This is a genomic window from Rubrimonas cliftonensis, from assembly GCF_900107585.1.
GTDB classification, from domain to species: domain Bacteria; phylum Pseudomonadota; class Alphaproteobacteria; order Rhodobacterales; family Rhodobacteraceae; genus Rubrimonas; species Rubrimonas cliftonensis.
The window spans coordinates 1-26058 of record NZ_FNQM01000013.1 but is presented as its reverse complement, the minus strand read 5'-3'; the positions used below and the strand labels follow the sequence as shown (position 1 = coordinate 26058).

Below are 26058 nucleotides of genomic sequence, written 5' to 3'. Positions count from 1 at the left end.
GACATCTATGGCGCAAGACGCAGCCGAACGCCAGATGCGGTGCGCCGCAGCTGCGCAGTTGTTTCCGCTGCGGGGGCAATGTGTGCTGGCCAATGACCGGGTTGGCGCCAAGGTCGCCGGTGGCCTGAGGGCGCGCCGCTGGACCCTTGGCCCATGCGACCAGCACGGGCCGCGCCCTCCCGCCGGGGTTCCGCCCGTTCGCCGTTGAAAACCCTCCCCCGGAGGGTTTTCCGGGCGCGGCTCACCCCCCAAGGGAGGGCGCGCTGCAGCGGCGCAACCCGCTGAACCGATGAAGTTGTTTGCGCCATGAACCACGCCGTACAGCCGTCGCGAAACGCCCACCCGAGGGAGGGCGCGGCCCTCATCGCTCAGCAGGGCGGCAGGGCGAAAGGCTGAAATTCGGGCATTCCGGCCGTTCTAAACAGAAGCCGCTCCCTGAAATCGCAGCGGTTTCACGTCTCCAGCACCGAGGGATGGAACAGCTCCTCCGGCGTGACCCGGCGGGGCGAGAGGTGCTGCTGAACGGAGTAGCGGCACATCGCCTCGATTTCCGCGCGCGCGCCGGCAAAGCCGTAGCGCCACCAGTCCTCGCCCAGGGCGGCGCGCGTGCGCTCGACGGAGGCGTTCAGCCAGGGCAGGCTGAGCCGGTTCGCGGAGCCTAGCCAGACGTCCTTCAGCCGCTCGAGCGCCAGGTCGCGGCCAGCCCCGAAAGCCTCGTAGAGCGCGCGCGGAAGCCAAGGATGGGCCTCGGCCAGCGTCCGGCGCACCGCGATGACATGCATGATCGGGAAGAACCCGGTGCGGGCGTTCCACTCGCGCTCGGCGGCCTCGAAGTCGGGGAAGATCCGCTCGATGCGGTCGTCGCCGTCGAGGAAGGCCTGCGGCGGCTTCGGGGCGAGAAGCCCGTCGATCTCGCCGCGCAGCAGCATGGCCTGCAGCGTGTCGCCGTCCTCGATCGGCGTGATCGACAGCTCCGGCGGCGGGGTCAGCGCGAGCCGCTCGCGACGCACGCCAGCGTCGAGCGCGCCGTTGCGCCACGCGACCTCATGCGCGGCCACGTCGTAGTCGTCCGCCATGATCCCGCGCATCCAGAGCGCGGCGGTCATCTGGTATTCGGGCACGCCGACGGCGCGGCCCCGGAAATCGGCGAGGCTCTCTATCCCGCAGCCCTTGCGGCGGTAGAAGCCGTTGTGCCGGAAAGCGCGGGAGACGAAGGCCGGCACGGCGGTGTAGGCCGGCTCCCCGCGCGCGACCTGCAGGATGTGTGTCGAGAGCGAGAACTCGGTGACGTCGAAGCGCGCCTCCTGCGCCGCGATGGCGAAGAGCTGCGTCGTCGGCAGGATCGTGGGACTGACCGCAACGCCTGCGACCGGAACGCGGCCGTCCAGCACGGGAACGGTACGGTCATGGTCCCAGGTCGCGATGGAAAGCTCAAGGGGATCGGCGTCGCTCATGCTCTGGCGTCCTTCGGGCGGGCCGGCGGCGGGGCTGATCCGGCGCAAGCCGGTTCGGCGCAATCCTGAACAGGCTTACGCGACGCCGCGGCGCGAAGCCATGGCGGCGGGTCGCGCCTCGAACGCGCGGCCGTGCGCCATCTCCGCCGACCGCTTCAGCGACAGTCGCGCGCCGCCCTGCGGACTTCCTCGGCGAAGGCCGCGACCAGCCGCGACGGCGGCGCCTCCTTCCGCGTCAGCAGCATGCAGGGCGCGGAGATCGCCGGCAGAAAAGGCCGTGCGACGAGCGCGCGCCTGTCGACGAAGCGCGCCGTGAACTGGTCCACCACGGCGACGCCGAGCCCGGCCTCGGCGAGCACCGCCGCAGTGTGGCAGTAGCGCACCTCGACGCGCGGCGCGTAGGGCGCGCCCGCCTCAACGAAGGCGCCGCGCAGCAGTCGCCCAAGCCGGGACCCCGCGTGCAGCCCGACGAAGCCCGCCGCCGCGGCGTCCGCGGCGCCGACGCGCGGGGCGTCGGCGAGCGGGTGGTCCGGCGGCGCCAGCGCCACCATCGCCGCCGCCTCGATCACCTCGGCCTCGACGTCCGCGCGGTTCTCCATGCCGAGCACGAGGCCCACGTCGGCGGCCCCGAACGCGACGGCCTCGATGACGGAGTCGGCCCGCCGCACGTCATAGTCGACCGAGACCTGCGAGCGGCCGTCGAGAAACCGCTTCAACGCCACCGGCGCGACCGTGTGCCCGAGCGGCGGCGTCGCCAGCACCCGCAGCCGCCCCGCCGAGCCCGAGCGCAGGTCGCGCGCCCGCGCCTCGATCCCGTCGAGCATGATGAAGACCGGCTCGATCTCGCGGTGGAGGCTCAGCGCCTCGGCGGTGGGGACGAGGCGGCGATTGCGACGCTGAAACAGCGCGAAGCCTAGACGCTCCTCCAGCGCCGCCAGCGCGGTTGAGACGGAGGACTGCGACACGCCCAGCGCCTCGGCCGCCCTGACCGTGGTGCGCTCGCGCATCAGGGCGGCGAATACCTCCAGCAGGCGCAGCGGCAGCTCCGGGCCGCCGGCGACCCGGCTCACGCCCGGCCCTCCGCCCTGCGCGCCGCCGCCCGCACGCTCAGCCCGCCGGCGGTGTCGCGGCGGTCTGCCCGCAGATGCGCCCGTAATGCTCGATGCGGCGATGGCGGGCGAAGTCGAAGATCGTCGTCTTGCCGAAGCGCGTCGCGTCCATATCGCAGGCGTGGACGAGCAGCTCGTCGGCCTCGGTCTCCGCCCGCGCGACAACGAAGCCGTCGGGGTCGACGATGATCGAGCCGCCCATCAGCGGGTGGCCGTCCTCGTCGCCCGCCTTGGCGACGGCGACGGCCCATGTCGCGTTCTGGTAGGCTCCGGCGCAGACCGAGAGTTCGGAGTGGTAGAGCCGCTTCTCCAGCCCCTCCTCGCCCTGCTGGCTGTTCACGCTGGGGGTGTTGTAGCCGAGGATCGCGAGTTCGACCCCCTGCAGCCCCAGCACCCGCCACGCCTCCGGCCAGCGGCGGTCGTTGCAGATCATCATGCCCGCGACGGCGCCGCCCATGTCGGCCGGCAGGCGCCAGACCGGGAAGCCGAGGTCGCCGGGCTCGAAATACCGCTTCTCGAGGTGCTGGAAGGCGCGGTCGGGGTCGTGCTCGCTGTGGCCGGGCAGGTGGACCTTGCGGTACTTCGCGACGATCGCGCCCTGCCGGTCGGTCAGGATGTGGGTGTTGAACCGTCGCCCCTCCGGCGTCAGCTCCGCGTAGCCGAAGCTGATGGCGACGCCGAGGGCCCTGGCGCGGTCGAAGAGCGGCGCGGTGGCGGGGTTCGGCATCTCGCGCTCGAACCAGTCGTCCACCTCGGCCCAGTCCATCAGCCAGCGCGGGAAGAAGGTGGTCAGCGCCAGTTCGGGATAGACGACCAGCGTGCATCCCCGGCCATGGGCCTGCTCCAGCAGGTCGATCATCCGCCGCACGACCGCCTGCCGGCTGTCGGCCCGCTGGATCGGCCCCATCTGGGCCGCGCCGAGGACGATTTCACGCATGGGGTCGCCTTTCATCGTAAAGAGGTTTCGGGGGCATGCATCGAAGTGGGAATCGTCGGATGCGGGTGGTTTTGCTGGCGCTGGCCGGCTGCGACACGATCGACTGGCGCGGTTCCGCCTAGCACATGGCCGGGAACCTGTGCGACGAGCCAGGCGCCTTCTCGACCTCCTGTCGGGAGCGCGCTGTCGGGCCGGCGCCGCGCGGCTGCCGCTGAGCCGGTCACGACGCCATCCGCCGCTCGAAGCGCCCGACCAGCCGCACCAGCGGCCACAGGATCGCCAGATAGATCCCCGCCGCCAGCACGATCGGCGAGGCGTTGTAGGTTACCGAACGCGCCAGATCGGCCTGGTGCAGCATCTCCGACAGCGACACGACCGAGGCGAGCGAGGTCAGCTTCACCACTTCCACGGTGTTGGAGACGAGGTCGGGCAGCACGTTGCGCACCGCCTGCGGCAGCACCACCCACGCCATCGCCTGCGCCTGCGACAGCCCCGTTGAGCGAGCGGCCTCCATCTGCCCCGGCGGCACCGACTCGATGCCGGCGCGGTAGATTTCGCCGTAATAGGCGGCGTTGTTGAGCAGGAAGGCGAAGGCCACCGCCACGAACGGGTCTAGCCGCACGCCGGCGAAGGGCAGCCCGGAATAGACGAAGATCAGCAGCACCAGCGGCGGGAGGGCGCGAAAGAGGTCGATCAGCGCGATGGTCGGCCAGCGCACCCAGCGCTTGGGCGAGAGCGCTGCGAGCGCCACGAGCAGCCCGCCCGCCAGCCCCATCGGCACCACAACGGCGCAGAGCGCGAGCGTCATCCACAGCCCCTCGATCACCATCGGCAGCGCCGCGGCCATGATCGAGAGGTCGAAGAACTGGGCGGCCAACGCGTCCATCTAGAGTCGCCGCCACTGGAAGCGCCGCTCCAGCCGCCGCGAGGCGATCACCAGCGGCAGGAAGATCGCGACATAGGCGAGCGCGGCGAGCGTCAGCGGCGAGGCGTCCCCGGAGAAGGAGACGGCGGTCGTCGCCTGGTTGAGGATGTCGGGCACGCCGATCACCGTGCCCAGCGCCGTCATCTTGGTGATCGCGATGGCGCGGTTGGTCAGCGGCGCCACCGCCATGCGCGCGGCCTGCGGCAGCACCACCCACAAAAGCGTTGACCGGAAGCCGAGCCCGGTGGAGCGCGCGGCCTCCCACTGGCCTTTCGGGGTCGCGGCGATCCCGGCCCAGAAGATCTCCTCGGCGAAGGCGGCGAGCACCAGCGCCAGCACGGTGAACAGCACCATGAAGCTCGACAGCGAGACGCCGACGTTCGGCAGCCCGAAATAGGCCAGCAGGATCAGCGCCAGCGGCGGCAGCGCGCGGAACACGTCGGCGAAGATGACGATGGGGATCGACAGCCGGCGCGAGCCCGTCGCCCGCAGGCAGGCGAGCGCCAGCCCTGCGGCGGTCCCGGCCAGCACGATCAGCACCGCCAGCGCCAGCGTCACGCCCATGCCGCTGAGGATCGACGGCGCGTAGCGGGCGATCACCGCCATGTCGAGGAAGGCGTCGGCGAACCCCATCGCGTCAGGCCCTGCGCGAAAGGAAGGCGCGCAGCCGCTCGGAGCGGGGCGCCTCGAAGATCCGTTCGGGCGGGCCCTGCTCGACCACGGCGCCGCGGTCCATGAAGACCACCCGGTCCGCGGCGGCGCGGGCGAAGCGCATCTCGTGGCTGACGACGAGCATCGTCATGCCGGCGGCGCGCAGTTCGCGCATCACCGCGAGGACCTCGTCGACGAGTTCCGGGTCCAGCGCGGAGGTCGGTTCGTCGAACAGCATCACCGCCGGCTCCAGCGCCATGGCGCGGGCGATGGCGACGCGCTGCTGCTGCCCGCCCGAGAGCTGGCCGGGCATGTTGCGCGCCTTGTCGGCGAGGCCCACCCGGTCGAGCGCCGCCATGCCCCGCGCCTCCGCTTCGGCCCGCGGCAGGCGCAGCGCCTTGCGCAGCGCCAGCGTGACGTTTGCGAGCGCGCTCAGGTGCGGGTAGAGGTTGAAGGCTTGGAACACCATGCCGATGCGTTTGCGCGCGGCGTCGAGGTCGACGCCGCGCGCGGCGATGTCGCGCCCCTCCAGAACGACCGCCCCTTCGTCGGGCCGCTCCAGCAGGTTGCAGCAGCGCAGCATGGTGCTCTTGCCCGAGCCCGATGGCCCGAGCACGAACACCAGCTCGCCCGGCGCCACCGACAGGCTGACGTCGGCCAGCGCATCGAGCGCGCCGAAGCGCTTGCGCAGGCCGATCAGCTCAAGGATGGGCGGCACGGCGGAGCCGCGGCTCAGCAGGAGGGTTTGTGGCCGCCATCCTCGTATCCGGGAAAGCCCGGCTGGCCGAAGCCCGGCTGCGGCGTGACGGCGGCCGAACCGGCGGCAGGCGTGACGCCGAACCACTTCTCCGAAAGCCCCGCGATGGTCCCGTCGATCTTCAGGCACTCGATGACGGCCTCGACCTTGTCGCGCGTCGCGGCGTCGTCCTGGCGGAACGGCATGCCCCAGACCAGCCCGGTCTCGTGCAGGTAGCTCAGCTTGACTGCGGAGTTCTTCTTGGCCGCCCAGGCGGAGACGGTGTTGCCCGCCACGTTGGCGTCGGCGCGCCCGGCGATCACCGCTTGCACCGCGTCGGTGTTGGTGCCGTAGCTTTCGACCGTCCAGCCGATCTCCTCGGCCAGCCCGCGCGCCCAGCTGTCATAGGCGGAGCCCTTGTTCACCGCGACGGTCTTGCCGGCGAGCTGCTTGAGGTCGGTGACGTCCTCGGCGTCGGCGGGGATCAGGAACTGGAAGTCGGTGTTGAGGTAGCCCTCGGAAAACAGCAGGTTTTCCGCGCGCTCCTGCGTGATCGTCGTCGGCGCGACGACGAAATCATAGGTGCCCGCCTGCAGGCCCGGCAGGATGCCGGAGAACTGCGTGGCGACGATGTCCATCTCGACGCCCAGCCGCTCGCCGATGAGGTTGGCGAGGTCGACGTTGAAGCCCTCGACGCCGCCGCCCAGCTTCGGCATGGCGTGGGGCGCGAAGGTGCCGTCGAGCGCGACGGTGTATTTCTCCTGCGCCACGGCGGCGCAGGCGAGCGCGGCGAGGGCCGCGCCGATCATGATCTTCCTCATTTCCCGTTCTCCCTGTCGGCTGGCGCCTCGCGCGAGGCTTGTCGCGGAGGAAAGCTTACGGGGCGCGACGCGCCACGAACCAGAGACAATCGATAACCCTGAGCAGTTTTTCGGGCCTCATCCATCGCCTCGCCGATAGATCGCGCAGCGTGCCGAAATTTTGAGCGCGCGTCGAAAGGCCCGATGTCCCGCGGATTAGCGGGCGCTTAGGCTTCAACCGCCTATCGATGGGGCGCGCGCGGCGACCCATAGGCTCAGTTCCAGCGGCTCAGGATGCGGTTCAGGCAGGTTTTGCGAGACGGACTGGCGCCGGCGGGGCAGCTGGCGCTGGCGTGCGCCGTCGCGACCCTGAGCGTTCTGCTGGCCGACATCGTCGCGCCGGACGGGCCGGGGCGGCTGGCGTTGCCGCTGTGGTCGGGCGTGGCGCTGGCCTGCGCGCTGTCGCTGCGCGGTCCGGGCGTACTCGCCGCGACGACCGGGGTCGCGGTCGGCCACCTTCTGCTCGACGCGCCCCTTCAGGAGATCGCGGCGGCTGCGGCGGGCGCGTCCGCGGGCGGCTTCCTCGGCTGGCGGGCCATGCGCGCCGCCGTACGTGCCCGGCCTGCGTCCCCGCGCATCACGCAGTACCTCGTGTTCCTGGCCTGCGGGGCCGCCGTGACGGCCGCCTCCGCCGGAGCGGCGCATGCGCTGATCGGCGGCGAGACCGGCGCGACGGACGTTCTCGCCGCCAGCGGCCTGAACGCCGTGGGCGCGCTCTACGCCACGCTGTGCCTTGTGGCCGTCGCATCGAACCTTCGCGAGTGGCGCGGCATGACCCGCGATCTCGCCGTCGCGCTCGTCACGGGGTTCGGGATGCTGGGCACCGTCATGCTGCTCTATTTCCTCGTCGCGAGCCGCGGCGGCGGCGAGAACCCGGCGGTCTTCGTGATGATGCTTTCCTTGCCGATGGCGGGCTGGATCCTGCTTCAGCCGCACAGTCTCGTGGGCTCGATCGCGGTTCTGGCGGGCACGTTCTCATCGCTCGCCATGATGGCGCAGGAGGACGGCGGCGTGTGGTCGAGCGCGTTTCTCTACACGCTCGCCTATCTCACCCTGCTCATCGTGTCGTGCCATACGGTCCACGCGGTCAACCTCGACCGCCTGGCCTCCATGGCCGACGCGGAGACGGGCCGCCGCGAACTTGAGCGGCGCATCGACGAGCGGACAGCGATGCTGCGCGGCATGACCGAGCGCGCCCTCGCGGCGGACAAGGCGAAATCCGAGTTCCTCGCCGTCATGAGCCATGAGCTGCGCACGCCCCTGAACGGGGTGATCGGGCTTAGCGACCTGCTCTCGCACACGACGCTGGACGGCCGTCAGCGCTCCATGGTGCGGCTGATCAAGGAGACGGCGATCTCGCTCGGCGGCGTCATCGGCGACATCCTCGACTTCTCGCGCCTAGAGGAGCGGATGATGGAGCTGCGCGAGGAGCCGTTCGCGACGGAGGCGCTCGCCGGAGAGCACCTGACGGCGCTCGCGATCGCGGCCCGCAGGAAGAAGCTGCGCTTCCTCGTGAGGGTGGAGCCGACGGCGCCGCGGCTGCTGAGCGGCGACTTCGCGCGCCTGCGGCAGGTCGTCGTCAACTATGTCGGCAACGCGCTGAAGTTCACCGAGAAGGGCGTCATCCGGGTCGAGATCGGCGGGCGGTGGCGCGAGGACGGGCGGTGGATCGTCAGGATCGCCGTGAACGACACCGGCATCGGCGTGGCGCCCGCGCACATCGAGACGATCTTCGGGCGCTTCGAGCAGGTCGACGCTTCGGCCACGAGGCGCTCGGGCGGGTCGGGGCTGGGGCTCGCCATCTGCCGCGGCCTCGCGACGATGATGGACGGCGAGCTGGGCGTGGAATCGAAGCTGGGCGTCGGCTCCTCGTTCTGGTTCGAGGCGCCTCTCGTCGCGCTCGACCGGCGGCCGGTGATCACGCAGACGGCGGCGGGCGCGACGGCGGTCGTCAAGGTGGCCGACCCCGAGGAAGCCGCCATCGTCGCCGAGGCGCTCGCCGCCGCCGGCTACCGCACCGGCGCCGGCGCGCCGCCGCCCGTCGCCCTCGCCATCACCGACGACGCCGGGTTCGGCGGCCCGCATGTGCTCAGGCTGGCCTGGATCGACGAGGCGGAGGCGGCCCCTGGCGCAGGCGTCGTCGAACGCCCGTTCCGCCCGGCCGCCCTGCAGGCGCTCGACCCGGCCGGCGTCTCTGGCGGCGGCCCTGCACCTGAGCGAGACCCGCCGGCCCGGTCGACGGTCGACGAGGCGGCCGCGGCGCGAAAGGCGCCCTGAACGACGCGCCGGGAACCCGCGGCCAGCTCGCCGCCGGCCAGCGTCAGCGCGCCGGCGTCAGTCCGCACCAGCGCGCGATGAACAGCGCGATGGTGCGCGTCACGCGGCGCACGGACTCGATCTCCACCGCCTCGTCGACGCCGTGGATGTCGCGGCAGTTCGGGCCGTAGCAGAGCGCCGGGATGCGGTCGTAGAGCGCGTGAACGCGGCTGTCGAGATAGGCGGGGCTCGTGAAGCTGCGCAGGGGCGCGGCGAACACGTCGGCATGGGCGCCGGCGAGCGCGGCCTCGGCGTCGCCGCCCGGCTCCAGCACATAGCCCTCCGCCATGAAGCCGTGCCATGTGACGGTCGGCGGGCGGTTGGCGAGCGCCGGGTCGGCGGCCGCCGCCTCGGCCACGCAGGCCTCAACCATCGCGCGGGTGTCTGCCGCGCGCTCGCCGGGATAGAGCGCGAAGCGCGCCTCGAAGCGGCACCAGGCGGGCGCCATCGACGCCCAGTCGCCGCCTTCGATCCGGCCGATGTTGAGATTGAGCGGATGCTCCAGCGCCGCGAAATGCGGGTGCGCAACGCGCTCGGCGTTGCGCCGCGCCTCCAGCCCCCGCAGCGCGGAGATCAGCCGATAGGCCAGGTCGATGGCGTTGACGCCCTCGCCCATGACGCGGGTGTGCGCCGGCCTGCCGCGCACCTCCACCGCGAACCAGACGACGCCGGCGTTGGCGCGGACGAGCATCTCGTCCTCCGGCTCGGGGATCAGCGCGGCGTCGGCCGCATAGCCGCGCAGGTGGGTCGACAGCGTCCCGTTGCCGGTGCTCTCCTCCTCGACCACCGATTGCAGGTGGACGCGGCCCGCGGGCGCGAAGCCGGCGGCGCGGATGGCGTCGAAGGCGAAGAGGTTGGCGGCGTGCCCGGCCTTCATGTCCGCCGAGCCGCGCCCGTACAGCCAGCCGTCGCGGATGACCGGCTCGAAGGGCGGATCGGTCCACATGTCCTCCGGCCCGGTCGGCACCACGTCGACATGGGCGTTGAGGATCAGCGACCGCCCGCGCTCGACCTCGGGCCGCCAGGTGCCCACCACGTTCCACGCGTTCTCGTAGGAGACCGCCACCGGCGAGAAGCCGGGATGTGCGGCGATGTCGGCCTCGCGCACGCGCCAGCGGTCGACGGCGAGGCCGCGGGCGCGATAGGCGTCGTGCACGAAGTCCTGCACGGGCGCCTCGGCCCCGCGCAGCGAGGGGCGGCGCACAAGCTCCTGCGTGAAGGCGATCTGGGCGTCGAAATTCCGGTCGACCGCGGCGAGGATCGCGGCTTCTGCGGGGTCTTGCGTCATCCGGGCGAACTCCTGTGGCAGGTCCATCTGGTCGCGCCTGGCCCCGCGCGTCAATCGGGCGCCGACGTAGCCGCTGCGCAGCATGCGTGCTTCCTCGCGGCGGACCGGAGCCGTCCCGCGCCGCCGCCCATCGGCCAGGCGCAAGAAAGCTGCGCTTTTCTGCCTGAAAATCAGGCGAAAACATGTTCGGCAGTGGTTTTTGAGCTCACCGCCGGCTACAGCAGTTGCAGTGCGCAGGAGTCCTGCTCTTCTCCGCACCGGCGGCGCGTCCGTCACAACGAAAAAACTGCGACGACAGGAGAGACATCCGATGAGAAGCCTCATGCTCGGCGCCGCCCTGGCCGCCGCCGCCGCATCCGCGTCAGCTCAGGAGAGCGGCGGAACCATGGTGATGGTGACGCAGCCCGAGCCGCCGAACCTCGCCTCCTATCTCTCGACCTCGGGCCCTATCGGCCAGGTCGCGACCAAGGTCTACGAGGGCCTTGTCACGCTGGGATGGGACTTCGAGATCCAACCTGCGCTGGCGAAGTCCTGGGAGGTCTCCGAAGACGGCCTCACCGTGACGTTCAACCTTCAGGACGGCGTCACCTGGCATGACGGCGAGGCGTTCGACAGCGCCGACGTGCAGTTCTCGATCATGAACGTCCTGCGCGAGGTTCACCCGCGCGGCGGCGCCACCCTTTCGATCATCGAGGCGGTCGAGACCCCCGACCCGCTGACGGCCGTGCTGAAGCTCTCCGAACCCGCGCCCTATCTCATGGTGGCGCTGAACGGCTACGAGTCGCCCATGGTCGCGCAGCACGTCTTCGAGGGAACCGACATCCGCGCCAACGAGACGGCGAACGCCCCCGTGGGCACCGGGCCGTTCAAGTTCGTCGAGTGGCAGAAGGGCCAGTACGTCCGGCTCGACAAGAACGAGAACTACTGGCGCGACGGCCGGCCCTACCTCGACCGCGTCGTGGTGCGCTTCATCGCCGACGCCTCCACGCGCACCGCCGCGATGGAGAACGGCGAGCTCCACTTCGCCGCCTTCGGCGCCATCCCCAACATCGACGTGCCGCGTCTTGAGGAGATGGACAGCATCGAGGTGACGACCAAGGGCTACGAGTACTTCGCGCCCATCATGCAGCTGCAGTTCAACGTCGACGCCAAGCCCTTCGACGACCCGGCGGTGCGCCGCGCCGTCGCCACCGCGATGGACCGCGAGTTCGTCGTGGAGAACATCTGGTTCGGCTTCGGCAAGCCGGCCACCGGCCCGATCAGCTCGAACTTCGCCGCCTCCGGCATCTACACCGCGGACGTGCCGAGCTTCGAGGTGGACGACAGGATCGCCGCGGCCAACAAGATGCTGGACGACGCCGGCTATCCGCGCGGCGCCGACGGCGTGCGCTTCTCGATCGTCCACGACATGACGCCCTACGGCGAGGAGTGGCGGCGCTTCGGCGAGTACACCAAGCAGGTGCTCGCCGAGATCGGCGTCGCCGCCGAGCTGCGCTACGAGGACGTCGCAACCTGGCTGAAGCGCGTCTACACCGACTACGACTATGCGCTCTCGTCCAACTGGCTGTTCAGCATGCCCGACCCGGTGCTCGGGGTGCACCGCCAGTACCACTCGAACCAGATCCGCCCCGGCACCGTGTTCGTGAACGGCACCAAGTGGTCGAGCCCGGAGACGGACGCCCTGATGGACGCCGCCAAGACCGAGACCGACCCCGCGGCCCGCGCCGAACTCTACGCGAAATTCCAGAACATCATCGTGGAGCAGAGCCCGATCGTGTTCATGCACGAGCTGGAGTTCACGACGGTCTACAACACGAAGCTGCACAACGCGGTCTCCGGCCCGCTCGGCGTCTACAACTCCTTCGCCGACGTGTGGCTGGAGCAGTGACCCGTCCGCGCTGATCTTCGAACCCGGCCGCCGCGCTGCGAGGCGCGGCGGCGCAAAGAACACGAGGACGCAATGCTCGGGGCACGGCTGGCCTTCATCCTCCGGCGAACCCTGCAGGCGATACCGATCCTGCTGGCGATCGTCGTGATCAACTTCCTTCTGCTGAAGCTGGCGCCCGGCGACGCGGTGGACGTGCTCGCGGGCGAGGCGGGTTCGGCGACGCCGGAATACATGGCGGAGCTGCGGGCGAAGTTCGGGCTCGACCAGCCCCTTCCGGTCCAGCTCTTCAACTACATGGCCAAGGTCGCGGTCGGCGATTTCGGCTGGTCCTTCCGCCACGAGATGCCGGTGGCGGAACTGGTGCTGCAGCGGCTCGGCCCGACGCTGATCCTGATGGGCGCCACCATCGTCACCGCGGTCGGCGTCGGCTCGCTGCTCGGCCTGCTGGCGGCGACCGGGCTCAACACCTGGCGCGACACGCTGATCTCGGTGCTGGCGCTGGTGAGCTACGCCACGCCGCTGTTCTGGGTGGGGCTGATGCTGATCCTGGTGTTCTCGGTCAATCTCGGCTGGTTCCCGACTTCGGGGATGGAGACCATCGCCGCCTTCCACACCGGTTGGGACAGGGTTTGGGACATCCTGCACCATCTCGTGCTGCCGGCGACGACGCTCTCGCTGTTCTACCTCGCGCTCTACGCAAGGCTGATGCGCGCCTCGATGCTGGAGCAGTCCGGCATGGACTATGTCACCACCGCGCGCGCCAAGGGGCTGAGCGACCGGCGTATCGTCTATCGCCACGTCCTGCGCAACGCGCTGCTGCCCGTGGTGACGATGGCGGGCGTTCAGGTCTCCTCGCTGATCGGCGGCTCGGTGATCGTGGAGACGGTGTTCGGCTGGCCCGGCCTCGGCCAGCTCGCCTTCGAGAGCCTGTTCGCGCGCGACCTGAACCTGCTGCTCGGCATCTTCCTGCTGTCGGCGGTGCTGGTGCTGGTGGTGAACCTCGCCGTCGACATCCTCTACACCGTGCTTGACCCGAGGATCGAACTGCGATGACCGATCTCTCCGAAGCCCCGCACGGACAGGGCGCGCCGACGACGCGAGGGCGCGCGGCCGACTTCTGGCGGCGCTACGTCCGCAACCGTTCCGCCGTCGCCGGGCTCGTGATCCTTCTCACCGTGATCGCCATGGCGGCGCTGGCGCCGCTGCTCTACCCGGCCGATCCGTTCAGCCTTGCGGGCAGGCCGATGTCGCCGCCGATGACCGGCCAGTTCCTGCTGGGCTCCGACACGCTGGGGCGCGACATTGCCGCCGGCATGGCCCATGGCGCGCGCACCTCGCTGCTGATCGGCGTGGTGGCGACGCTGGTGGCGGTCGGCCTCGGCGTGCTGATGGGTGGGCTGGCCGGCTATTACGGCGGCTGGATCGACGACGTGCTGATGCGGCTGACGGAGGTGTTCCAGACCATCCCCTCCTTCATCTTCGCCATCCTGCTGGTGGCGGTGCTGACGCCCTCGATCGTCAACATCATCATCGCCATCGCGGTGGTCTCGTGGCCGGCGCTGGCGCGGCTGGTGCGCGGCGAGTTCCTGTCGATGCGCAACCGGGAATTCGTGCAGGCCAACGTCGTGATGGGCATGGCGGACTGGCGCATCATCCTCGTGCAGATCCTGCCCAACTGCCTCTCGCCGATCATTGTCGCCGCCTCGCTGCTGGTGGCGACCGCCATCCTGATCGAGAGCGGGCTGTCCTTCCTCGGCCTCGGCGACCCCAACGTGATGAGCTGGGGCTTCCAGGTCGGCGCCGGGCGCACGGTGCTGCGGCGGGCGTGGTGGATCGTGACGTTTCCGGGGCTTGCGATCATGCTGACGGTGCTGGCGATCAACCTCGTCGGCGAGGGCCTTAACGACGCGCTGAACCCGCGCCTGCGGGAGCGCGCGTCGTGAGCGGCCCGCTGCTCGACATCCGCGGCCTGCATGTGGCGCTGCCGCCGGGCTCCGACCGCGCCTTCGCGGTGGAGGACGTCTCGTTCACCGTCGGCGAGGGCGAGATCGTCTGTGTCGTCGGCGAGAGCGGCTCGGGCAAGTCGCTGACCGCCCGCGCGGTCATGGGCCTGCTGCCTGAACCGAAGGTGCGCGCCTCGGCGGGGCGCATCGACTTCGAGGGCCGCGACCTGCTGACGCTGCCGCCCAGTGAGCGCCGCGCCCTGCGCGGCGAACGCCTCTCGATGATCTTCCAGGAGCCGATGACGGCGCTCAACCCGCTGATGACGGTCGGCCGGCAGATCGAGGAGGTGCTGATCGTCCACGCCGCGAAGCTGACGGCGGCCCAGCGGCGCGAGAAGATCCTCGCGCTGCTCGACGAGGTGCGGCTGCCAGACCCGCCGCGCATGGCGGCCTCCTTCCCGCACCAGCTCTCCGGCGGCCAGCGCCAGCGCGCCATGATCGCCATGGCGCTGATCCTCGACCCCAAGCTGCTCGTCGCGGACGAGCCGACGACTGCGCTCGACGTCACGACGCAGGCGCAGATCCTCAGGCTGATCGCGGAGCTTCAGGCCCGCCACGGCGCCGGCGTGATGTTCATCACCCATGATTTCGGCGTCGTGGCCGAGATCGCGCACCGCATCGTGGTGATGCAGCATGGTCGCGTGGTGGAGGCGGGAACCGCCGACAGCGTGCTGAACCGCCCCGCCGCGCCCTACACAAGGGCCCTGATCGCGGCGATCCCGTCGCTGACGCCGGCCCCGCGCCGCCCCGCGACGTCGGCGCGCACGGCGCTGCGCGTGACCGGGCTCGGCAAGACCTACCGCATGGGCGGCGGCCTGTTCTCCGCCGCCCGCGCCGTCCATGCCGCCAAGGCGGTCTCTTTCGAGCTGAAACGCGGCGAGACCATGGGCATCGTCGGCGAGAGCGGCTCGGGCAAGACCACCGTGGCGCGCTGTCTCGTGCGCCTGCTGAAACCCGATGCGGGGTCGATCGACCTCGACGGGGTGGACCTTGCGCCGCTGTCGCGCGGCGCGCTCCGGCCCTACCGCAAGCGGGTGCAGATGGTGTTCCAGGACCCGTTCGCCTCGCTCAACCCCCGCCGCACCATCGGCGACATCCTCGCCGAAGGGCCGATCGTGCACGGGCTGGCGCCGGCGAAGGCGCGCGCGCGGGCGCGCGACCTGCTCGGCCTCGTCGGGCTCGACCCGAAGGTGGCCGAGCGCTACCCGCATGAGTTCTCCGGCGGCCAGCGCCAGCGCGTCGGCATCGCCCGCGCGCTCGCGCTGGAGCCGGAGGTGCTGGTGGCCGATGAGCCGGTCTCCGCGCTCGACGTGTCGGTGCAGGCGCAGGTGCTGCGGCTGATCGCCGACATCCGCGAGCGGCTCGGCCTCTCGATCGTGTTCATCACCCACGACCTGCGGGTGGCGGCGCAGGTCTGCGACCGCGTCGCGGTGATGCATCGCGGCGAGGTGGTGGAGCAGGGCGTGACGGCGGAGGTCTTCGCGGCGCCCCGGCACGCCTACACCCGAGAGCTCTTCGCCTCGGTGCCCGGCCGCGACTGGATCGCCCCCGCGCTGGACGCGCCGGACGGGGCTGCGGCGCAATGACGGCGCTGCCGCCAGACTGGGCCGCCGCGCTCCGGGCGCAGGGCGTGCCCGGAGCGGAGATCGACGCCGCCCGCGCCGCGGCGCGCGCCCAGGCGGAAGCCGCCGACGCCGCCCCGCAGGATCCGACCTCCCCCGCCGACCCCGCCGCCTTCATCGCCGCGCTGCGCGAGGGCGAAGGGTGACGGCGCCGGCGGCGACCGTCGAGGAGGCCGTCGCGCGGGTGGCTTCCGGCGAGAGCCGCGCGGCGCTCGCAAGAACCCATCTCGACGCGCTGGAGGCCGCAGGCGCCGCACTCAACGCCGTCGCCAGGCTTGAGCGGGACGCTGCGCTGGCGCGCGCGGCGGAGCTGGACGCGGCGGCGCGGGACGGCCGGCCTTCCGCCGGCCCGCTCGACGGCGCGCCGCTCGCCCACAAGGACCTCTACGCAAGGGCCGGATGGCGACTGGAGGCGGGTTCGTCGATCCTCGCCGGAAACGTCGCGTCCGACACTGCGACAGCCTGCGCCCGGCTCGACACCGCCGGCGCGCTCGACCTCGGCAGGCTCAACACCGTCGAGTTCGCGCTCGGCGCGGAGGGCCTCAACGCCCATACCGGGCCCGTCCGCAATCCGTGGAACCCCGCCCATGTCACCGGCGGCTCGTCGAGCGGTTCCGCCGCCGCGGTCGCCTTCGGCGCCGTTCCCGCCGCGCTCGGCTCGGACACCGGCGGCTCGATCCGTCTGCCCGCGGCGGCCTGCGGCCTCATCGGGCTGAAGCCCACGGCGGGCCTCGTTGGCCGCTCCGGCGTCTTTCCCCTGTCGGGCTCGCTCGACACCGTGGGGCCGCTCACCCGCACCGTGCGCGACGCCGCGCTCATGCTGAACGCGCTGGCGTGCTTCGACGCGGGCGACCCTCAGTCCGCCCGACGCGCGCCGCGCGACCATCTCGCGGGCGTCGAGGACGGCCTGCGGGGCCTGCGCATCGGGGTGCCGCGCGGCTACTTCTTCGCGCCGCTCGCCCCCGCCGTGGAGGACGCGCACGAGGCGGCGCTGCGGCTGCTGGAGGCCGAGGGCGCCGCGCTCGTCCCTGTCGAGACGCCGGGAATCGAGACCGCCAACCGTCTCACCATGCTCATCATCGCCGTCGAGGCCGCGGCGCAGCACGCGCCCTGGCTCGCCGCGCGCGCCGCCGACTACGGCCCCGTCACCCGCCGCCGTCTCTGCGCCGGGTTGTTCCAGGACGCCGGCGCCTACCTGCGCGCGCTCGGCCGCCGCGCCAGCCTCCTGCGCGCGATCCTGTCGGAGACATTCGCCGACATCGACCTCCTCTATGCGCCGACTTGGACCATCGAGATCCCGACCATCGCCGAGGCGGAAGCCGCCGCGGGCGGCTCAAGCCCCATGATCGAGGATCTCGGCCACTGCTCGCGCCCGGTGAACTTCCTCGGCCTGCCCGCCGTGACCGCGCCCTGCGGGCTGACGCCGAACGGCCTGCCGGCGGCGTTCCAGCTCATCGGCCGCCCGTTCGCGGAGCCGACGCTGCTGCGCGCCGCGCGCGGTTTCGAGCGTGCGCGGCGCTTCCTCGAAGATCACGCCCCTGCGCTGCGGGCCGGCGCCGTCTAGCCCGCGAGCCGCGGCGCAACCTTCGGCCTCCATCCGCGTTCACCTGCCGAGAGGCGCCGCGGGCGCCCTCGGAAATCCGGAATTCGGGAGGATGGCAATGTCCATCGCCGCACGCCGCATCGAAGAGCGGGACCGTCGCTTCACCACGATCGACCCGAGCAGCGGCGAGCCGCTGTCGCATTACGACCTGATGAGCGACGATCAGGCGTTCGCCGTCGTCGAGCAGGCGCACGCCGCGTTCGGCGCGTGGAGCCGCAGGTCCATGGAGGAGCGCGGCGCCGCCGTCACCCGGCTCGGCGAGACGATCCGCGCCGCCGCCGACGAGATCGCCGACCTGATGAGCCGCGAGATGGGCAAGCTGCGCTCGGCCTCCGCCGACGAGGTCGCGGCCTGCGCCGCGATCTGCGACTACACGGTGGGCGAGGCGCAGACCTATCTCGCCGACGAGGAGCGGCCGCTCGCCGATGGCGGCGTGGGCCTCGTGACCTATCGGCCGATCGGGGTGATCTACGGCATCCAGCCGTGGAACTTCCCGCTCTATCAGGTGATCCGCTACGCCGTGGCGAACGTCGCCGCCGGCAATACTGTGCTGCTCAAGCACGCCGAGAACGTCACCGGCTCGGGCCTGCTGATCGCGGAGCTGTTCCGCCGGGCGGGTTTTCCCGACGGCGTGTTCAGCGTGCTGGTCATCGACCATGACCAGTCCGACCGCATCATCGAGCACGCGCACGTCCGCGGCGTGACGATGACCGGCAGCACCAGGGCCGGCGCCCACATCGCCGCGAGGGCCGGCGCGGTGGTCAAGAAGACCGTGCTGGAGCTCGGCAGCAACGACGCCTTCATGGTGCTGGAGGACGCCGACCTCGACCTCGCCGTGGAGAGCTGCGTAAGGGGCCGCGTCTACAACAACGGCGAGACCTGCATCGCCGCCAAGCGTTTCGTGGTGGTGGATGCAATCTATGAGGCGTTCCGTGATCGCTTCGTCGCCCGCATGGAGGCGATCCGCTGCGGCGACCCGTTCGACGCCGGGAGCGAGCTTGGCCCGATGGCGCGCGAAGACCTCCGCGACGGCCTGCACGAGCAGGTGCGCCGGTCTGTCGAGAAGGGCGCCAGGGTGCTCTGCGGCGGCGAAATGCCCGGCGGCCGCGGCTGGTACTATCCCGCGACGGTGCTGGAGAACGTCGCCCCCGGCATGCCCGCCTATGACGACGAGCTGTTCGGCCCGGTCGCAGCCCTGATCCGCGTGAGCGACGAGGCCGAGGCGATCCGCGTCGCCAATGACAGCCGCTACGGCCTCGGCGGCGGCATCTTCTCGCGCGACGTCGACCGGGCGCGCGCCATCGCGCGCGACGCCTTCGAGACCGGCATGGTGTTCATCAACGGCTACGACCTCGCGCAGGCCAACATGCCCTTCGGCGGCGTGAAGCAGTCGGGCTACGGCCGCGAGCACGGCGGCGCCGGCATCCGCGAGTTCGTGAACGTCAAGGCGGTGAACATGCTCGGCTGACGCGCCGGGTGGAGGCGAAAGAAGCGGCGGCCTGCGGGCCGCCGTCAGCTGTCCATCTTGAGCGCCGAGATGAACGCTTCCTGCGGGATGTCCACCTTCCCGAACTGGCGCATCTTCTTCTTGCCGGCCTTCTGCTTGTCGAGCAGCTTGCGCTTGCGGCTTACGTCGCCGCCGTAGCACTTGGCCGTCACGTCCTTGCGCAGCGCGCGGATGGTCTCTCGCGCGATGATCCGACCGCCGATGGCAGCCTGAATCGGCACCTGGAACATGTGCTGCGGGATCAGATCCTTGAGCTTCTCGCACATCGCGCGACCGCGCAGGTCGGCGCGGTCGCGGTGGACGATCATGCTCAGCGCGTCCACCGGCTCGGCGTTGACGAGGATCTGCATCTTCACCAGCGCGTCGGCCTGGTAGCCGTCCATCTGGTAGTCGAACGAGGCGTAGCCCTTGGTCGCGCTTTTCAGCCGGTCGTAGAAGTCGAACACGACCTCGTTGAGCGGCAGGCGATAGACGACCATCGCGCGCGAGCCCGCATAGGTCAGCGTGTCCTGCACGCCGCGCCGCTCCTGGCACAGCTTCAGCACGTCGCCCAGAAACTCGTCGGGGACCAGGATGGTGGCCTTGATCCACGGCTCCTCGATGCGGTCGATCTTCATCACGTCGGGCATGTCGGCGGGGTTGTGCAGCTCCGTCATCGTCCCGTCGGTCATGTGCAGGTGATAGACCACGCTGGGCGCCGTCGTGATCAGGTCGATGTCGTATTCGCGCTCGAGCCGCTCGCGGATGATCTCCAGATGCAGCAGCCCCAGAAAGCCGCAGCGAAAGCCGAAGCCGAGCGCCGCCGAGGTCTCGACCTCGTAGGAGAAGCTGGCGTCGTTCAGCGCCAGCTTCTCGATCGCGGTGCGCAGATCCTCGAAATCGGCGCTGTCCACTGGAAAGAGCCCGCAGAACACCACTGGCTGCGCCGGCTTGTAGCCCGGCAGGGCCTTGGCGCAGAGCCGCTTCTCATGGGTGATCGTGTCGCCCACGCGCGTGTCGCGCACCTGCTTGATCGAGGCTGTCAGGAAGCCGATCTCGCCGGGGCCGAGTTCCTCGACATCGACCTTCCGCGTCGGTCGGCAGACCCCCACCTTGTCGACCTGATAGGTCGCGCCGGTCTGCATCATCCGCACGCGGTCGCCCTTGCGCAGGACGCCGTCATGGATGCGCACGAGCACGACGACGCCGAGATAGGGGTCGTACCAGCTGTCCACCAGCGCTGCCTTGAGCGGCGCGTCGCGGTCGCCCTTGGGCGCCGGCAGGCGCTTGACGATGGCCTCCAGCACGTCCGCCACGCCGAGCCCGGACTTCGCCGAGATCAGAACGCTCTGCGAGGCGTCGATGCCGATGACGTCCTCGATCTGCTCCTTCACGCGGTCGGGTTCGGCGGCGGGCAGGTCGATCTTGTTCAGGACCGGCACGATCTCGTGATTGGCGTCGATGGCCTGATAGACGTTCGCCAGCGTCTGCGCCTCGACGCCCTGCGACGCGTCGACCACGAGCAGCGAGCCCTCGACCGCCCGCATCGACCGCGACACCTCGTAGCCGAAGTCGACGTGTCCCGGCGTGTCGATCAGATTCAGGACATAGGCCTCGCCGTCGGCGGCCGTGTAGTCGAGCCTTACGGTCTGCGCCTTGATGGTGATGCCGCGCTCGCGCTCGATATCCATGGAATCAAGCACCTGCTCCTTCATTTCGCGCTCGGAGAGCCCGCCGGTCAATTGAATGAGCCGGTCGGCGAGCGTGCTTTTTCCGTGGTCGATGTGCGCCACGATGGAGAAGTTGCGGATGCGCGAAAGCTCTGTCATGGGCGAGGGTTATGGGGCCGCCCCCCGGCGCGGTCAATCGCCTGCGACAAGCGCGCCGCAGCGGTTTGCGCGAAGCGCGCCGGGCGGCGCTCTTGACGACGCCCGCGCCTGCTCTTACGCACACCTCTCGCATCGCGAAGCGATTGGGGAATAGTTTAACGGTAGAACAGCGGACTCTGACTCCGTCGGTCCTGGTTCGAATCCAGGTTCCCCAGCCATGTTCACCGAAAATCAACTGCTTTCAGCGACTTACGCCGCCGAATGGGGCGGGTTTTTCGCTGACGAGTCCGACTGTCGCACAATCTGCGACACAGGGCGCCGCACAACGCCGCCGGCCGCGCGCCTGCGGCTGCCGGCGCATCGTCCGTGCTGCGGCGAACGGCCCACCCTCCACCTGACGCGCCGCGGCGGCGTCTGGCATCACCGCAGGCGGACGCCGGAGCCGCTGCGGGCCCTCGGTCTGCGGACGGTGCGCGCGATCTCGCTGCGCACCGACCGACTCCCCGAGGCGATGGTGCGGGCGCAGGGCCTCGACCGCGTCCTCGAGGCGGCGTGGGAGCGCATCGCAATGGAGACGGCGTCGGCGCGGCCCCTGACCCCCGGGGCGATCGACCAGATCATCGACGAACTGCTCGTGCGCGAGCTGGCGCGGATGATCGGCGAGCACGAGGAGGGTCTTGCGCGCACCCGCGCCGAGGCCGACGCCGCGCTGAAGGCGCGCTTCGCCGAGCAGGCGGCGTTCCGCGAGGAGGCCCGCCTGCGCGACTACGAGCGCGCCAAGCCCGTCTCGGCCGAGATCACCGCGAGCCTCGGCTACGGGCCGTCGCCCGACGCGGGCGTGCGCCAGACGCTCTACGCGCGCACCTTCACCGCGCTGCGCCAGCTGAACCAGACCGAGGTCCAAGTCGAGGAGGGCGCGTCCGTGGATGAGGCGGCGGCCTCAGCGAACATCGCCGCCGCCGCCGTCGTCAGCGCCCGGCAGGCTGCGCGCGGTCAGCGCATCACCGTGTCCCAGGCGTTCGAGAAGGCGCTCGCCGTCGAGAAGTCGGCCGACAACCGCCACCACATCGCCTCGGCGATGCGGGTGGCGCTGGCCGCCTGGGGCGACGCCCCGCTCTCGGCGATCGGGCGCGAGGAGTTCCTCTCGCTCCTGCTCTTCGCCCGGCGGCTGCCGATTGACCACGGCCGCAAGCACGGCCGGAACCGCTACAAGAGCGACGGCGTCGAGATCAGCAAGCACGACGAGATCGCGCGCGCCGACCGGCAGGACGCTGAGCTGCGCGCCACGCTCGACGCGCTCGAACTTCAGCCCCGCGAGCGCGAGGCGCGCCTGCAGGCCGGCCTGACGCGCCGGCTGAACGAGAAGACGCTGAAGAAGGTCCATTCCTTCGTCCGCCTCGCGTTCAGGGTCGCGCGCAATCATCTCGGCTACGCCGGACCTGAGCTGCCGGCGGTGCTCGCCGATTTCCGCGTCCGCGCGAAGACGGCGGCCCAGATGGAATACGAAGCCGGCGCGGACATCGCGCAGCGCCAGCGCGTGCGCGCCTCGTGGTCGGACGAGCGGCTGATGGCGCTGTTCAACAGCCCGCTCTATCGCGGGCATCAGCCGAAGCGCAGGCACACGGCCGGCAAGCACCTCACCCGCGACTCGCTCTACTGGACGCCCCTGATCGCCGCGACGATGGGGATGCGCCCGCAGGAGATCCTGCAGCTGCGCAAGCGCGATGTCGTCCGCCGCAATGGCGTCTACGCGGTCCTGGTGGCGGAGGACGCCGGCACGACCGTCAAGACCGAGGCCGGCCGCCGCTATGTGCCGGTGCCCGAGGTTCTGCTGAAGCTCGGCTTCATCGCGTGGGTCAATGAAAAGCGGCGGGAGGACGGACTGTTCCTGTTCGACGACATCGAGCCGGGGGCGGCGTCGGACCGCCTGTCGGGCATCTTCGGCGGTCGCTTCACCTCGATCCGCAAGGGCCTCGGCATCCTCGACGAGAACGAGGACTTCTACGCGCTGCGGCGGACCTTCAACTCGCGCCTCGCGGCTCAGGATGTGAAGGACAGCGATTGCGCGGCGCTGCTCGGCCACAAGCAGAAGGACATCACCAACCTCCACTACACCGACCGCGAGATCCGGCGACTGAAAACGCTGGTCGATATGGTGAACTACCACTTCGAGATCGCGCCGAACTCGGAGTGGGGTTTCCCCGTGCTCACCGGCTGTCGCCTCGACGAGCGCGAGAAGGTGGCGGTCACCGTCGAGCGCTATGACGATGGCAACCCGATGCGCGTGACGATCTTCGGTGGCGACGCTCCATTCAGCGTCACGGTCGCGCCGGTGGCGAGCTGGCCGTGTTTCGACGCCGTGACGCCGCCCAACGATGCGCTTGCTCCTGAGGCGGCTGCGGGGGCGCTCATCCATTTCCTTGGCGATCGAGCGGTGAAGTTCAGCGATGCCGAAGACGCTGCAGCATGGGAGCACTTGATGAGCCATGCTTTCGTAGACGATTAACGCAGGTAATAGTCGCACTAGCGGGGTGCGGCGCGGTTGGTGTTGGCAAGGGGGAGAGCGGCAAGCGCGAAAGAGGCGTAATCATGCGGGTTGCTTTTTTCGACTGGTTAAGGTGTTGATTGTGCAGGTGGGCGAGCTGGCGGTGGGAATGCATTGACTGAAAAGCTAGAGCTTCGCTTTGATGGCGGTCGCGCCGTCAGCCACCAGCTGCCCCTTCTGGAAGGTGGTGAGAGTATATCTAATATTGGTTTGTGCTTTGCGCGTAGCAGTCACTATTTGATCAACGGTAAGGTTAGGTTTAGGGCTCCATATGACAGTAGGGCGCAACTTGTCATGCGGCCGCCGCAGTCAGGCTCTGTAGTTTTTGACGCGCTTGCTATTTTATCTCATCCTGGACCAGTTTCGATGGGTGGGCAGATTGGTCTCGCCGTTACTAGCGGGCTTTTAACAGCAACTTTGATTTGGCTGATCTCCAATTGCGTCGGCGATAGCCGCAAGCCACCTGAGGAGATCAATGAGCTCGTTGAGAGGAGGCCTGGCGATTTTGCAGCGTTGAGGCAAGCATTGCGCCCACCCCTTAAGAGGGCTCACAATGTTGTCAATAACGGATCACACAATATAACAATAATTGGAGATCACGCAAGAGTTGTTCTTAACGCGGATACAAAGAAGTTTCTTTTGGAGATGAATGACGATCATGAGTATGTCTGGATGGAGGCATCTGTAGCGCGACTTAATGCCAATGATCGATCTGGTGGTGCTTTCTTTCCGGAGCTTGGTAGGGTCGTTTCAATAGATATAGCAAAGAATATGCCTTCCCAAGCGGTATCCATCTTGCTCGACAGCCATAGTCGATATTTCCTTCAAGGAAGGGACTCGTCAAGTTGTGAGATGCTTGTGCAGCGGCGGACTGATCCTGATGGTGAGATACTGTCATTTCAGGTAAGGGATGCGCGGCGAATAGAAGACAAGTAAGATATTTTTATATTTCTGGAGAGACCGTAGAATAAATTATTCTGTATTTATTTTTTTCGTATGTCCTCTGATGGAATGTAAAATAATCACTAGCTGCAGCAACGGATTTAGGTGAGTGGGGGCGCATTCTGCGCCCTAGCTTCTCTACTTGTTTGGCTTTTCACCGCCCCCTGAGCTTCTCGCCCAGCCGCTTGCCGATCAGCTCGGCCATCTTGCGCAGGTTGCGGTCCTGCAGGTCGTCGAAGCCCTTGACGATCGTCGCGCCCTGCTCGCCGTGGGCGACCATGCAGAGGACGGCCGCGCAGTTGTAGGCCCGCCTGTGCATGATCGCGCCGCCGCGGTCGTGCATGTCGAGATCGACCGGGGCGCCGGGATACCACTGGTCGTTAGGCAGCGCGCTGTAGGAAAAGCCCTCCACGCACGCTCGGGCCAGCGTCTCCAGCAGGCTCGTCATCGCCGGCAAGCCGTAGCGCTCGTCCTCGCAGTCAGAGTTGAGGTTGTTGACAAGCCAAAGACGCATGCCGTCCCAGACGGCAGGCGAGCAGTATGCGGTGTCCATCGCCTCGGCGACGGCACCAGCGCAGGCGGTGGCCAAGGCCTCGACGATGTCGTTGCGCGTCTCCTCGGCGACCTCTTCATCGAGGGAACGGATCACGGTGTTGAGGTCGAGCATCACGCTGCTCCCTTGCTGGCGGCGGAAAGTTTGTAGGCGCCCCCGCGCCAGATGACGGGCACGCCCTGCTCGGTGACGCCGCGGCGCTCGTTGCGCCGCTCGGCCGCCATGTCGCGCTCGGCCCAGATGCGGGCGCGGACGGCGTTCATCCGCTCCAGCCCGGCGTCGTCGAGACGGCCGATGACCGGCGTCTTGCGGCCCCTCGGCATGCGGAAGAGCGTGCTGTCGAGGGTCACCGTCACCCGGCGAAAGCCCACGAAGCGGGTCGGCTGGTCGAGTCCCGCCATCGCCATACCGGCGACGGCGCCGATGTGGATCTCCCAGCCGCGATTGGCCTTGCCGGTCGCGGTGGTGCCGTAGGCGATCTCGGCGAACGCGTGATCGGCGACGCGGCCGACCTCGAGCACAAGGCAGGGCCGGGCCTTCACCGGGCCGTCGTCGGCGCAGGGGAAATTGAAGAGAACCACATCGCCACGCTGCAGCGTCTGGGTCCACGGGGTCGCCGCCGCGATGGCGGTCATGGTGTCGAGCATCGGCTCGCTCCTTGCTGTTGGAGGAACGACGCTTCCCGTCTCACCCCACACCCACCGGGCGGTGGCGCTCGACGCGCGCGTCACAGACGGTGCGTGCGTCGAACGCCATCGCCCCAGCCTCCGGCCGCCGCAGGTCAGGCTGGGGCTCCCGCGTATCCGCTGCCCACCATCGCAGTCTCTCGGCCGTCCCGTCGCCGCGCGCGCAACCGAAAGGTGCGCGCGGCAACGGGACGGCCGCGCTGGAGGGGATCGGGGAGGGCGCCGGCGCCTCCCCGGGAGCGAGGGGGTCTCGGGGGCGTGCGGAACGGCCCCCGAGCCGTCGGAGACGCCGTGGGGGAGTGTCGAGGGGGCGTGGCGAACGAACCCTCTCGACCCCGCCGGGAGGCGCCGAGGGGTGCAGGGGATCGCGGCGAGCTTCCCCCTGCCGCCCGCTGCGCAGGCGCCCCGCGGGAGGCGCGGGTCCAGGGCGGCGCCCTGGCGAACGGGCAGATCGAACGGATGCGCCGCAGGCGCAGGAGTGCGATCTGTTTAGTGAGTAAAGATCCCTACACCCCAGCTCGCGCTCTGCACGGCAACCGACGCTTCACCCTCGCCACGCATGCTCCTCCGCCCGAACCCAGCGGACCACAGCATGATCATCACGCAGTCAGCCACAGGACACCCC

At 69.7% G+C, this 26058-nt stretch carries 21 protein-coding genes and 1 tRNA gene; 11 read left to right on the top strand and 11 right to left on the bottom strand.

The window, feature by feature from the left end:
* Positions 1 to 452: 452 nt before the first annotated feature.
* The 7 genes from BLW43_RS16460 to BLW43_RS16430 all read right to left on the bottom strand — a co-directional run bounded on the left by BLW43_RS16460 (position 453) and on the right by BLW43_RS16430 (position 6633).
* The gene (locus BLW43_RS16460) at positions 453 to 1454 is read right to left on the bottom strand and encodes a substrate-binding domain-containing protein (RefSeq protein ID WP_093255133.1); all 1002 of its coding nucleotides are present in this window, start codon (positions 1452 to 1454) and stop codon (positions 453 to 455) included.
* A 155-nt stretch (positions 1455 to 1609) separates the two neighbouring features.
* On the bottom strand, positions 1610 to 2524 hold the full coding sequence (locus BLW43_RS16455) for a LysR family transcriptional regulator (RefSeq protein WP_093255131.1): 915 nt from the start codon (positions 2522 to 2524) through the stop codon (positions 1610 to 1612).
* 37 nt (positions 2525 to 2561) lie between these two features.
* Positions 2562 to 3500 (bottom strand): N-carbamoyl-D-amino-acid hydrolase, encoded by a 939-nt coding sequence (locus BLW43_RS16450; RefSeq protein ID WP_093255130.1) that lies wholly within the window; start codon positions 3498 to 3500, stop codon positions 2562 to 2564.
* 220 nt (positions 3501 to 3720) lie between these two features.
* Positions 3721 to 4386 (bottom strand): amino acid ABC transporter permease, encoded by a 666-nt coding sequence (locus BLW43_RS16445; RefSeq protein ID WP_093255128.1) that lies wholly within the window; start codon positions 4384 to 4386, stop codon positions 3721 to 3723.
* Positions 4387 to 5058, bottom strand: coding sequence for an amino acid ABC transporter permease (locus tag BLW43_RS16440; RefSeq protein WP_093255126.1), 672 nt, complete (start codon positions 5056 to 5058; stop codon positions 4387 to 4389).
* 4 nt (positions 5059 to 5062) lie between these two features.
* Entirely contained in the window at positions 5063 to 5785 is a 723-nt protein-coding gene (locus tag BLW43_RS16435; RefSeq protein ID WP_093255243.1) for an amino acid ABC transporter ATP-binding protein, read from the bottom strand.
* Positions 5786 to 5808: 23 nt separating this feature from the next.
* Positions 5809 to 6633, bottom strand: a complete 825-nt coding sequence (locus tag BLW43_RS16430; RefSeq protein WP_093255124.1) for a transporter substrate-binding domain-containing protein — start codon at positions 6631 to 6633, stop codon at positions 5809 to 5811.
* 291 nt (positions 6634 to 6924) lie between these two features.
* On the opposite strand from BLW43_RS16430, the gene BLW43_RS16425 reads away from it, so the two are divergent.
* Positions 6925 to 8949: an ATP-binding protein gene (locus tag BLW43_RS16425; RefSeq protein ID WP_175478958.1), complete on the top strand. Its 2025-nt coding sequence runs from the start codon at positions 6925 to 6927 to the stop codon at positions 8947 to 8949.
* A 43-nt stretch (positions 8950 to 8992) separates the two neighbouring features.
* Here the strand turns inward: BLW43_RS16425 and BLW43_RS16420 are convergent, their stop codons facing one another.
* Positions 8993 to 10360 carry an ArgE/DapE family deacylase gene (locus BLW43_RS16420; protein WP_342741624.1) on the bottom strand — a complete coding sequence of 456 codons (1368 nt, stop codon included), beginning with the start codon at positions 10358 to 10360 and terminating at the stop codon, positions 8993 to 8995.
* A 226-nt stretch (positions 10361 to 10586) separates the two neighbouring features.
* Between BLW43_RS16420 and BLW43_RS16415 the strand changes: the two genes are divergently transcribed.
* From BLW43_RS16415 to BLW43_RS16390, 7 genes are all read left to right on the top strand, one after another.
* Positions 10587 to 12164 carry an ABC transporter substrate-binding protein gene (locus BLW43_RS16415; RefSeq protein ID WP_175478957.1) on the top strand — a complete coding sequence of 526 codons (1578 nt, stop codon included), beginning with the start codon at positions 10587 to 10589 and terminating at the stop codon, positions 12162 to 12164.
* A gap of 72 nt (positions 12165 to 12236) precedes the next feature.
* On the top strand, positions 12237 to 13217 hold the full coding sequence (locus tag BLW43_RS16410; RefSeq protein ID WP_093255119.1) for an ABC transporter permease: 981 nt from the start codon (positions 12237 to 12239) through the stop codon (positions 13215 to 13217).
* On the top strand, positions 13214 to 14107 hold the full coding sequence (locus BLW43_RS16405; RefSeq protein ID WP_093255118.1) for an ABC transporter permease: 894 nt from the start codon (positions 13214 to 13216) through the stop codon (positions 14105 to 14107). The genes BLW43_RS16410 and BLW43_RS16405 overlap by 4 nt, the downstream gene beginning before the upstream one ends.
* A complete protein-coding gene (locus BLW43_RS16400) occupies positions 14104 to 15753 on the top strand; it encodes an ABC transporter ATP-binding protein (RefSeq protein WP_093255116.1) in 1650 nt (549 codons plus the stop codon). Before BLW43_RS16405 ends, BLW43_RS16400 begins: the two co-directional genes overlap by 4 nt.
* Entirely contained in the window at positions 15750 to 15935 is a 186-nt protein-coding gene (locus BLW43_RS23005) for a hypothetical protein (RefSeq protein ID WP_139284101.1), read from the top strand. The genes BLW43_RS16400 and BLW43_RS23005 overlap by 4 nt, the downstream gene beginning before the upstream one ends.
* Positions 15932 to 17353: an amidase gene (locus tag BLW43_RS16395; RefSeq protein ID WP_139284100.1), complete on the top strand. Its 1422-nt coding sequence runs from the start codon at positions 15932 to 15934 to the stop codon at positions 17351 to 17353. The genes BLW43_RS23005 and BLW43_RS16395 overlap by 4 nt, the downstream gene beginning before the upstream one ends.
* A gap of 97 nt (positions 17354 to 17450) precedes the next feature.
* On the top strand, positions 17451 to 18860 hold the full coding sequence (locus BLW43_RS16390) for an NAD-dependent succinate-semialdehyde dehydrogenase (RefSeq protein ID WP_093255113.1): 1410 nt from the start codon (positions 17451 to 17453) through the stop codon (positions 18858 to 18860).
* A 44-nt stretch (positions 18861 to 18904) separates the two neighbouring features.
* On the opposite strand, the gene lepA is transcribed toward BLW43_RS16390, so the two are convergent.
* Positions 18905 to 20707: a translation elongation factor 4 gene (gene lepA, locus BLW43_RS16385; RefSeq protein WP_093255111.1), complete on the bottom strand. Its 1803-nt coding sequence runs from the start codon at positions 20705 to 20707 to the stop codon at positions 18905 to 18907.
* A 144-nt stretch (positions 20708 to 20851) separates the two neighbouring features.
* Here lepA and BLW43_RS16380 point away from each other — a divergent pair.
* From BLW43_RS16380 to BLW43_RS24815, 3 genes are all read left to right on the top strand, one after another.
* Positions 20852 to 20925: transfer RNA gene (locus BLW43_RS16380), tRNA-Gln, on the top strand.
* Entirely contained in the window at positions 20925 to 23213 is a 2289-nt protein-coding gene (locus BLW43_RS16375) for a site-specific integrase (RefSeq protein WP_093255109.1), read from the top strand. Before BLW43_RS16380 ends, BLW43_RS16375 begins: the two co-directional genes overlap by 1 nt.
* A 153-nt stretch (positions 23214 to 23366) precedes the next feature.
* A complete protein-coding gene (locus tag BLW43_RS24815; RefSeq protein ID WP_483880060.1) occupies positions 23367 to 24188 on the top strand; it encodes a DUF7946 domain-containing protein in 822 nt (273 codons plus the stop codon).
* Between the two features lie 160 nt (positions 24189 to 24348).
* Here the strand turns inward: BLW43_RS24815 and BLW43_RS16370 are convergent, their stop codons facing one another.
* Both BLW43_RS16370 and BLW43_RS16365 read right to left on the bottom strand, forming a co-directional pair.
* Complete coding sequence (locus tag BLW43_RS16370; protein ID WP_093255107.1) at positions 24349 to 24861, bottom strand: hypothetical protein; 513 nt, start codon at positions 24859 to 24861, stop codon at positions 24349 to 24351.
* Positions 24861 to 25394 (bottom strand): hypothetical protein, encoded by a 534-nt coding sequence (locus BLW43_RS16365; protein ID WP_093255106.1) that lies wholly within the window; start codon positions 25392 to 25394, stop codon positions 24861 to 24863. The genes BLW43_RS16370 and BLW43_RS16365 overlap by 1 nt, the downstream gene beginning before the upstream one ends.
* Positions 25395 to 26058: the final 664 nt, after the last annotated feature.